The organism is Nostocoides australiense Ben110 (genome assembly GCF_001050535.1).
GTDB classification, from domain to species: Bacteria; Actinomycetota; Actinomycetes; order Actinomycetales; family Dermatophilaceae; genus Nostocoides_A; species Nostocoides_A australiense.
Genome location: NZ_HG764815.1, coordinates 3,491,517 through 3,494,117 on the forward strand (window position 1 = coordinate 3,491,517; position 2,601 = coordinate 3,494,117).

The following is a 2,601-nucleotide window of genomic DNA, read 5'->3' on the forward strand; positions in this document are numbered from 1 at the left end:
GGCGGCGCGCGGCGACGATGCGGCGCTCGCGGCATACCCACCCGCCGACTGCCCACCCGATTGTTGCCGGGGCCGCGGCCCGCGCCCGGCCCTGTGCGGACCCGAGGAAGGCTCCGATGCTCCCTGACCTGCCCATCCCGCCTCTGACCACCCTCGTCGAACTGGAACGCGTGGCGCTGCACGTCGCGACGGAGGCGGCGCTGCTGATCGTCGACCGGTCGGCCGCCACGGTCGCGGCCACCAAGTCCTCCCCGACCGACGTGGTCACCGAGATGGACCGGCGCAGCCAGGAACTCATCCAGACCCTGTTGCGCGCCGAACGCCCGCAGGACGGCTTCTTCGGGGAGGAGGACGGCCGCGCGGCGGGGACCAGCGAGATCACGTGGGTCGTCGACCCGATCGACGGGACCGTCAACTATGTCTACGACATCCCGGCCTATGCCGTGTCCGTCGCCGCCGTCGTCGGCGACCCGCAGACCCCGGGCGCCTGGCGGCCGGTCGCCGGCGCGGTGGTCAATCCCGTGACGGGAGAACGGTTCTGGGCGCGCGCCGGTGGCGGCGCGTGGCGGCAGCGGGGGCGGTTCGACCCGATCGCGGTCCACGCTTCCGGGCAGGCCGATCCCGCGGCCTCCCTCGTCGCGACGGGGTTCTCGTATGACGCGGACACGAGGGCTTGGCAGGGGGGGGGGGGGCGCGCGGGGGGGGGGGGGGGGCCGGGACATCCGGCGCGGCGGCAGCGCCGCGCTCGACCTGTGCCATGTCGCCGACGCCACCCTCGACGGCTACTACGAACACGGTCTCAACCCGTGGGATTTCGGGGCGGGCTGGCTGATCGTCGAAGAGGCCGGCGGAGCGGTCGCCGGGCCCTCCGGGCAGGCTCCCGACCGGCCCATGACCATTGCTGCCGGAGCGGGATTCGGCGCCCTGTCCGAGCTGGTGCGCCGGGCGCTCGAGGCGGCCGACCGGGGTTAGGACGGCGGCTGCGAAATCTCCGCGTGACATTGGCGCTTAAGTAGGGAACAATCTGCGCCCGCGCGGGATCTTTGACGACGCCAGCTGCGTTCCACTCGCAGCGGACTATGTAACGACTGCCGGACGGAACGGGAAAGGGATTTCCAGGCATGGCAACCGACTACGACGCACCACGCAAGACCGACGACGAACTGAACGAGGATTCGCTCGAGGAACTCAAGGCCCGCCGGGTCGACAAGAGCACCTCGAGCGTCGATGTCGACGAGACCGAGCAGGCCGAGGGCTTCGAACTTCCCGGGGCCGACCTGTCCGGTGAAGAACTCTCCGTGCGGGTCATCCCGCGGCAGGCCGACGAATTCACCTGCTCGCGTTGCTTCCTCGTCCACCACCGCAGCCAGCTCGCCTCCGACAAGGGCGGGGTGCTGGTCTGCAACGAGTGCGCCGCCTAGGCCGCTCCCAGCGGTGAATGGCCAGGCGGACGGGTCCGCACGAGGCGACCGGCCGGTCGTGCTCGTGCGGACACTCGATCCTGCCGCGACCCTCCCGGCGTACGCGCGGGACGGCGACGCCGGCGCCGACCTGGCCTGTATCGAAGAGCGCACACTCGCCCCGGGGGAGCGGGCCCTGGTGCGCACCGGCATCGCCGTCGCCATCCCCGACGGCTGGGTGGGGCTGGTCCACCCCCGCTCCGGCCTCGCCGCCAAGCACGGCATCACGATCGTCAACGCCCCCGGCACCGTCGACGCCGGCTATCGCGGCGAGATCCTCGTCAACCTGCTGAACACCGATCCGCGCGAGTCCTTCACAATCACCCCGGGCGATCGCATCGCCCAGCTCGTGCTCCAGGAGGTGGCCCGCGCGCACTTCACGGCCGCCGATTCGCTTCCAGAGTCGAGTCGGGGAGAGACTGGACACGGATCCACCGGCGGCTTCGGCACGAGCGCCACCTAGACACGACCCACCACGAAGGACCGACCCACCGTGAGCATCTTCCGCCGCAAATCGAGCGATCCGGCCCGCGACGAGAGCGTCTCGCCCGAAGTCGTTGCGCCCGACGATGCCGCGCTCGACGACATGGCGTCCGGCGAGGTGGGCGCGGGTGACCTCGTCGAGGAGTTCGACGACGAGCCCGAGGTCAGCGACCGCTCCCAGGGGCCGTGGGATCGCAGCGAGGTTGACGGCCTCGGCGACCGGCTCGACCTCGCCGCGGTCTGGGTCCCGCCCCTCGACGGTGCCGAACTGCGCCTCGAGGTCGACGCGGCCACCGATACGGTCTCGGCCATCCAACTCGTCATCCCGCAGAGCTCCTCGGCCGCCCAGATCCAGGCCTTCGCGGCCCCGCGCTCCGGTGGGGTGTGGCGCGACGTGCGCACCGAGATCGCCGATGCCATCGTCGCGGCGGGCGGCACGGTCGAGACCGTCGACGGGGCCTTCGGGCCCGAGCTGAATGTCCGTATGCCGCAGGCCGGTCCGGACGGTCGCACCGTGTTCGCGCCGGCCCGGTTCGTCGGCGTCGACGGGCCACGCTGGTTCCTGCGGGCGGTGCTGTCCGGGCAGGCCGCCGTCGAGGACGCCGCCGCCGCCCAACTCATCGAGGGCATCCGCTCGCTCGTGGTGGGGGGGGGGGGG

General features: G+C 72.2%; 5 protein-coding genes and 1 pseudogene. 5 read left to right on the forward strand and 1 reads right to left on the reverse strand.

What is annotated here, in order from left to right:
- Nucleotides 1-298: hypothetical protein (locus BN11_RS25370; RefSeq protein ID WP_235435635.1), on the reverse strand; the 298-nt coding region annotated here is incomplete at its 3' end.
- Between BN11_RS25370 and BN11_RS25655 the strand changes: the two are divergent.
- The 5 genes and pseudogenes from BN11_RS25655 to BN11_RS17045 all read left to right on the forward strand — a co-directional run.
- Nucleotides 207-605, forward strand: a pseudogene (locus tag BN11_RS25655) (inositol monophosphatase family protein); the annotation flags it as partial. The gene BN11_RS25370 and the pseudogene BN11_RS25655 sit on opposite strands and share 92 nt — an antisense overlap.
- Before the next feature lie 49 nt (nucleotides 606-654).
- A complete protein-coding gene (locus BN11_RS25660; protein WP_268807139.1) occupies nucleotides 655-972 on the forward strand; it encodes an inositol monophosphatase family protein in 318 nt (105 codons plus the stop codon).
- Nucleotides 973-1,121: 149 nt separating this feature from the next.
- Nucleotides 1,122-1,421 carry a DUF4193 domain-containing protein gene (locus BN11_RS23035; protein ID WP_048699525.1) on the forward strand — a complete coding sequence of 100 codons (300 nt, stop codon included), beginning with the start codon at nucleotides 1,122-1,124 and terminating at the stop codon, nucleotides 1,419-1,421.
- A gap of 58 nt (nucleotides 1,422-1,479) precedes the next feature.
- Nucleotides 1,480-1,923, forward strand: coding sequence for a dUTP diphosphatase (gene dut / locus BN11_RS22035; RefSeq protein ID WP_053084235.1), 444 nt, complete (start codon nucleotides 1,480-1,482; stop codon nucleotides 1,921-1,923).
- A gap of 30 nt (nucleotides 1,924-1,953) precedes the next feature.
- Nucleotides 1,954-2,601, forward strand: a 648-nt coding sequence (locus BN11_RS17045) for a DUF3710 domain-containing protein (RefSeq protein ID WP_053084157.1), incomplete at its 3' end; no start/stop codon positions are given.